This window comes from Longimicrobium sp. (assembly GCF_036387355.1).
Lineage (GTDB): Bacteria > Gemmatimonadota > Gemmatimonadetes > Longimicrobiales > Longimicrobiaceae > Longimicrobium.
Genome location: NZ_DASVTX010000129.1, coordinates 1 through 5,839, shown reverse-complemented (window position 1 = coordinate 5,839; position 5,839 = coordinate 1). Strand labels below are relative to the sequence as shown.

Annotated in this window: 5 protein-coding genes; all 5 read left to right on the top strand. The window is 71.3% G+C overall.

The window, feature by feature from the left end; translation table 11 throughout:
- The first annotated feature begins 575 nt into the window (after positions 1–575).
- The gene (locus VF665_RS05945; RefSeq protein WP_331052498.1) at positions 576–1,067 is read left to right on the top strand and encodes a hypothetical protein; all 492 of its coding nucleotides are present in this window, start codon (positions 576–578) and stop codon (positions 1,065–1,067) included.
- Between the two features lie 62 nt (positions 1,068–1,129).
- Entirely contained in the window at positions 1,130–1,738 is a 609-nt protein-coding gene (locus tag VF665_RS05940; RefSeq protein ID WP_331052497.1) for a helix-turn-helix domain-containing protein, read from the top strand.
- Between the two features lie 53 nt (positions 1,739–1,791).
- Complete coding sequence (locus VF665_RS05935) at positions 1,792–3,435, top strand: TolC family protein (protein ID WP_331052496.1); 1,644 nt, start codon at positions 1,792–1,794, stop codon at positions 3,433–3,435.
- Positions 3,435–4,556, top strand: a complete 1,122-nt coding sequence (locus VF665_RS05930; RefSeq protein ID WP_331052495.1) for an efflux RND transporter periplasmic adaptor subunit — start codon at positions 3,435–3,437, stop codon at positions 4,554–4,556. Before VF665_RS05935 ends, VF665_RS05930 begins: the two co-directional genes overlap by 1 nt.
- A 15-nt stretch (positions 4,557–4,571) precedes the next feature.
- Positions 4,572–5,839 (top strand): efflux RND transporter permease subunit (locus VF665_RS05925; protein WP_331052494.1); only part of this gene is annotated, 1,268 nt, incomplete at its 3' end.

Sequence of the window (5,839 nt, the reverse complement as noted above, 5' to 3'; positions counted from 1 at the left end):
CGCCGTCTCGCCGGCACCACCCCACGAGTCCTGCCGCCCACTTCGGCGCCGGGGCGTCATTCTGAAGGAGCGTGCGCGGCACTTCCCCCGGTGCCGGATCCCTGCGCGACTGAAGAATCCCGGACCGAAACGTCCGCCGCGTCACCGTCCGGCGCGGCGTGCTCCCGCCTCTCCCGCCGCACCCGCAGCGTCCGAGCACAGCGCGCAGCCGGGCGTGCATGGGATGCGGTGGCGCGGGATTCTTCGGTCGGCGCCACAGTCCGGTGTGACAGAGAGTGCGGCGAGGCGCCTCGCTCAGAATGACACCCGAAGTCCGAGCCGGGTGAGGCGGCCCGGTGTGCCTGAGGTGAATCCGTCGGAGGATCGCGAGACAATCAGGTCAGATGACCTATGCCGGAACACATGGCGCGAAGCATCTTGGGCGCGTGGGAAACGCAGGCGAGAGGGAGCGTCGGAAACAGGTGTTTTCACTTCGTTCAGTATTGACTGAACGCTGTGAACGAACTAGATTGTTCACAGTTGATTGAACGGATCGAACGCAGTTCGCGGGTCCGAGCCCCCCACTCCGGGTGATCATGCAGCAGACGGTTCTCCAGTTTGTCGAACGGATGGCGCTGATCTGCGAAAAGGAGGGGATGCCCCGGATCGCCGGGCGCATCTTCGGCTACCTGCTCGCCACGGACCGCACGTTCTCCCTGGAAGAGCTCGCCGAGCACCTGCAGGCCAGCAAGGCGTCCGTGAGCACCAACGCGCGCATGCTGGAGCAGTTCGGAATGATTCAGCGGGTGAGCGTGCTGGGCGACCGGCGCGACTTCTACCGGGTGGAAGACGACCCGTGGGAGCGCATGCTGCGCGTGGCCCAGAGCCGCTGGCGCGACATGGTGAACGTGTTCGCCGACGCCGCCGAAAAGCTCCCCGAGCCCGCCGGCCGCACGCGCGTGTCGCAGGCGGAGCGCTTTCATCGCCTGCTCATCGGCGAGTGCGACGCCCTGATCGGCCGCTGGAACGACACGCGCTCCGCCGAAACACGCGAAGGCGCGGAAGCAGCGGGCACCGGGAGCATGTAACGAAAGCGACGGGGTGCAAGCAACCACTTGCTTGCACACACCCGCACGACTAGCTTGCGGCCATGGAAGTACGAAACAAGCTGCTCCAGGCCGCCCTGCGGGTTTTTGAGGAGTGCGGATCGCGCGGCGCCACCACGCGCCGCATCGCCGCCGAGGCCGGAGTGAACGAGATCACGCTGTTCCGCCACTTCGGCAACAAGGCGGCACTGCTCAACGAGGCCATCAGCAGCAGCGGGGTGCTGCGGCCGGCCGCCCCGCTGCCGCGGGAGCCCCGGAACCCGCGCGCCGAGCTGCTGGCCTGGGCCCGGGCGCAGCACGCGGGGATCCGGCACAACGCCGCGCTCATCCGCACCAGCATGGGGGAAATGGAAGGCAACCCCGAAATGCTGCGGTGCAGCGCCGAAAACCCGCGGCGGGCCAACACCGAGCTGCAGGCGTACCTGGAACGGCTCCAGGGCGCCGGGCTCATGCGGGCCGGGGTGGACACGTACGCCGCCACGGCCATGCTCACGGGGTCATTGTTCGCCGACGCCATGGGGCGCGACATGATCCCCGAGCGGTACCCGTACCCCGAGGCGGAAGCGCCCGGCAAGTACGTCGAGCTGTTTCTGCGGGCCATCGGAGCCGATCCCGATCCCGCGCCCCCGGCGGCGGGCACCGCGCCGGATTGAAGTGGCGGGACCGATTTCCTGACCTGACACGCAGCGCACAGAACCTGGACGATATGTCTGCTCATCCCTGGCCCGGCCGGCTCGCCCGCGGCGCCGCCCTTGCGGCGGCGCTCCTGGCGGCCGTTCCCCTGGCCGCCCAGCAGCCCGCCTCCACCGCCTCGCAGCCGCCCGCCGGGCAGCGCGCGCTGACGCTGGACGAGGCGCTGCGCCTGGCCGAGGACGCCAGCGAAAGCGTGCAGATCGCCCGCGCCGGGGTGACCCGCGCCCGCGGCGACGTGCTGCGCGCCCGCAGCGAGCGGCTTCCGCAGCTGAACGGCTCCCTGGACTACACCCGCGCCCTCGCCTCGGAGTTCCAGTCGCTGGGCGGCGGCTCCGACAGCGATACCACCACCACGCCGGCCCCGGCGTGCGGACGCTTTACCCCCAACCCCGCGCTTCCCGTCGCCGAGCGGCTGGACTCGCTGGAGGCGGCGGTGAACTGCGCGCAGAACGCCAACCCGTTCGCGGCCTTTGGCGACCTGCCCTTCGGCCGCGAAAACACCTGGCGGTTCGGGCTGAGCTTTTCCCAGTCCGTGTTCAACGGCGGGCGCACGGCGGCGCAGAACCGCATCGCCGACGCGGGGCGCACCCGCGCCGAGATCGAGCTCAACTCGCAGCGCGCGCAGCTGGCCCTGGACGTGACGCAGGCGTACTACGACGCCGCGCTCTCCGACCGGCTGGTGACCATCGCCCAGGCCACGCTGCAGCAGGCGGAAACCACGCTGGAGCAGACGCGGCTGGCGCGGCAGGTGGGGAACCAGCCGGAGTTCGAGCTGCTGCGGGCGCAGGTGCAGCGCGACAACCAGCTGCCCCTGGTGATTCAGCGCCGCGCGGACCGCGACCTGGCGTACTCGCGGCTTGCGCTGCTGCTGGACCTGCCGGCCGGCGCCTCGCTGGCGCTCACCTCGCCGCTGGACGACTCGCGCGCCGTGCCCGTTGCGCGGTTCGCCGCCAACGAGGCGCTGCTGGGCGACACCACGGTGGAAAACCGCGCGCCGGTGCAGCAGGCACTCACCGCGGTGAGCACGCAGGAAAGCGCGCTGCGCATCGCGCGCTCGCAGCGGCTCCCCACGCTGGCCATCACCTCGCAGTACGGCCGCGTGGCGTACCCCACCGGCGCCTTTCCCAGCCTGGGCGACTTTCGCAGCAACTGGACGGTGGGCGCCGGGCTGACCATTCCGCTCTTTACCGGCGGGCGCATCCGGGGCGACGAGCTGGTGGCCCAGGCCAACCTGCTGGAAGCCCGCGCCCGGCTGCGGCAGGCGCAGGACGCCGCCCGGCTGGACACCCGCAGCGCGCTGGAGCGGCTGCAGGCGGCGCGGGCGCAGTACCAGGCCAGCGCGGGCACGGTGGAGCAGGCCGCCCGCGCCTACCAGATCGCGGAAGTGCGCTACCGCGAGGGGATCAGCACCCAGGTGGAGCTCGCGGACAGCCGCATCCTGCTTCAGCAGGCGCAGGCCAACCGCGCCGTGGCCGCCCGCGACCTGCAGATCGCGCAGGCCCGCGCCGCCCTGCTCCCCTACCTGCCCATCGGGGCGGGCCAGGCCGGGCAGTCGTCCGGCGCGTCGCAGCAGCAGCAACCCCAGCAGTCCGCGCCGAGGCAGCAGCAGGCCCCGGCCTCCGCACAGGCAAACGCGTTCACCGCGGGAGGCGAGTGATGATGGCAAGATCGATGGGAGTGGCCGCGCTGGCTCTGGGCTCGGCGCTGTCGCTGGCCGCCTGCGGGCAGAACGGCGAAGCGGCCGAGGGCGCGCCCAAGAAGGAAGAAGCGGTGGTTCTGGGGAGCGAGAGCGTCGTCCAGATCGTCACCGAAGAGATCACCACCGGCCCCGTGATCAGCGGGACGCTGGCGGCGGACCGTGACGCCCAGGTGCGCGCCGAGGTGGGCGGCACCGTGGTGGCCGTGCTGGCCGAAAAGGGCCAGGCCGTGCGCGCCGGGCAGCCGCTGGCGCGCATCGACGACCCGGCGATGGGCTCGCAGTCCATTTCGGCCGAGTCGGCCGTGCGCGCGGCGCAGCAGTCGGTGTCGGTGGCCGCCCGCAACGTGGAGCGCAACCAGACGCTGAACGCCGCGGGCGCCGTGGCCGACCGCGACCTGGAAGCCGCCCGCAACCAGCTGGCCGCGGCGCAGTCGCAGCTGGCGGCGGCCCGCGCGCAGCAGGCGGGGGTGCAGAAGCAGGCCGGCAAGACCAGCGTGCGCTCCCCCATCAGCGGCGTCGTGAGCGAGCGGCCGGTGAGCGCGGGCGACGTGGTGGCCCCCGGCGGCCCGCTGTTCACCATCGTGGACCCGGGAAGCATGCGGCTGGAGGGCAACGTGCCCGCCGCCGACATGGGGCAGGTGCGGCCCGGCGCCACCGTGCGCTTTACCGTCACCGGCTACCCGGGGCAGACCTTTACCGGCACCGTGCAGCGGGTGAACCCCGCCGCGGACCCGGTCACGCGGATGGTCCCGGTCTACGTGAGCATCCCCAACAACGGGGGACGGCTGGTGGCGGGGTTGTTCGCCGAGGGACGGGTGCAGGCGCAGGCCCGGCAGGGCATCCTGGTCCCCGCGTCCGCCGTGGACGAGCGGGGGGTGCAGCCCACCGTGCTGCGCCTGGCCGGCGGCAAGGTGGAGCGCGTCCCCGTTACGCTGGGCACCCGCGTGTCGGAAACGGACCGGGTGGAGATCACCTCCGGCGTGAACGCCGGTGACACGCTGCTCACGGGCGCGGCGCTGGGCACCTCGCCCGGCACCCGCGTGACGGTGCGGGCCTCGGCCGCTCCGGCGGCCCGGTAACAGGAGAACCAGACCATGTTCATCTCCGATTTCGCCATCAAGCGGCCCGTGGTCACCGTGGTGACCATGCTGGCGCTCGTGGTGTTCGGCATCTTCTCGCTGCTCAGCCTGGACACGGACGAATTTCCGGAGGTGGACGCCCCCTTCATCTTCGTCTCCGTTCCGTACCCCGGCGCCTCGCCCGACATCGTGGAGCGCGAGGTGGTGGACCCCATCGAGGAAGCCATCGCGGGGCTCACCGGCATCGACAAGATCCAGAGCAGCTCGCTGGACGGGTTCGGCTCCATTCAGGCCATCTTCGTCTACGGAACGGACCCGCAGCAGGCGTCGCAGGACATCCGCGACGCCATCAGCCAGATCCGCGGCGACCTGCCCCCGGAAATGGAAGAGCCGATCCTGGCGCGGTTCGACCCCAACGACCAGCCCATCGTTTCGCTCACCCTGTCGAGCCAGACGCTGACGCCGGCGGAGCTCACCCGCATTGCCGACCCGGGCATTACCCGCGACCTGCGGGGCATCAGCGGCGTGGCCGAGGTGCAGGTGGCCGGCGGGGTGGAGCGCGAGCTGAGCGTGGAAGTGGACCCCAACCGGCTGCAGGCCGCGGGGCTGAGCATGCCGCAGGTGCTGGGCGCGCTGCAGTCGCAGAACCTGGCCGTGCCCGTGGGCCGGCTGAACGAGGCGCTGGAAGAGCGCACCATTCGCCTGCGCGGGCGGCTGCGCTCCCCGGCGGAGTTCGGTGCCCTGGTGGTGGCCTCGCGCAACGGCGTCCCCGTGCGCCTGTCGGAAGTGGCCACGGTCACGGACGGCACGGAGGAGCCCCGCTCGCTGGCGCTGTTCAACGGGCAGCCGGCGGTGGGCATCGACCTGGTGAAGTCGCAGAACTACTCCACCACGGCGGTGGCCAGCACGGTCATTCAGCGGGTGGACGAGATCCAGAAGCGGCTCCCCGCCGGGGTAAAGCTGAGCGTGGTGCGCAACTCGGGCGACCGGGTGGCCAACAGCGTCAAGAACGTGCAGGAGGCGCTCATCGAGGGCGCGCTGCTCACGGTGCTGGTGGTGTTCCTGTTCCTGAACTCGTGGCGCTCCACCGTCATCACCGGCCTGGCGCTGCCGGTGTCGGTGCTGGCCAGCTTCGTGGCGGTGCGGGCCTTCGGGTTCACGCTCAACACCATGTCGCTGCTGGGGCTGTCGCTGGCCATCGGCATTCTGATCGACGACGCCATCGTGGTGCGCGAGAACATCGTGCGGCACGTGGAGATGGGAAAGGACCACTACACCGCCGC

Bases quoted from the DNA above. Each gene is read 5' to 3' on its own strand.
- VF665_RS05945 (WP_331052498.1), top strand. From the start codon at position 576: ATGCAGCAGACGGTTCTCCAGTTTGTCGAACGGATGGCGCTGATCTGC.
- VF665_RS05940 (WP_331052497.1), top strand. From the start codon at position 1,130: ATGGAAGTACGAAACAAGCTGCTCCAGGCCGCCCTGCGGGTTTTTGAG.
- VF665_RS05935 (WP_331052496.1), top strand. From the start codon at position 1,792: ATGTCTGCTCATCCCTGGCCCGGCCGGCTCGCCCGCGGCGCCGCCCTT.
- VF665_RS05930 (WP_331052495.1), top strand. From the start codon at position 3,435: ATGATGGCAAGATCGATGGGAGTGGCCGCGCTGGCTCTGGGCTCGGCG.